1 protein-coding gene is annotated in these 487 nt (G+C 69.2%); it reads right to left on the reverse strand.

What is annotated here, in order from left to right; translation table 11 throughout:
* On the reverse strand, nt 1-487 hold a 487-nt coding region (locus tag ACH13J_RS18380; RefSeq protein ID WP_397544792.1), incomplete at both ends, for a transposase.

The raw sequence follows: 487 nt of genomic DNA on the forward strand, positions 1-487 counted from the left end.
CTTGTCGCCGCGTTTGGTGATGCGGCCCCGGGTGTCGGTCTCGTTGGACTGGCTGACCCGCGGGACGATGCCGAAATAGGCCGCCAGCTTGTCGGCGCTTTCGAAGTCGTCCACATTGCCGATCCCCGCCAGCAGGATCGCTGCCGAGCGCGGCCCGATGCCCTTGATGCTGGTCAGCCCCTCGAAGCCATCCAGCTCGGCTCCGGCCGCCTCGATGGCGCGGTCGAGCCGGGCGATCGTCTCCGTCAGGCTCAGCGCCTGGTCGCGCAGCGCCCCGAGCTCGACCTGCTCCAGCGGCGTGAACCGGTCGAGATCGAGTTCGCGGAGCCGCTTGCGGCTGGTCAGGCCTTCCTTCCTGAGCTTCCGGCCGTGGCGCGCGAAGAGCGCGTGGAGCTTGTTGAGCAGCATGGTCCGCTGCTTGACCAGCACGTCGCGGCTGTGGACCAGCGACCCGAGCTCGGCCTCGGCGGTCGATCTCAGCCGTGTC

This window comes from Roseovarius salis, from assembly GCF_044472985.1.
GTDB classification, from domain to species: Bacteria; Pseudomonadota; Alphaproteobacteria; order Rhodobacterales; family Rhodobacteraceae; genus Roseovarius; species Roseovarius salis.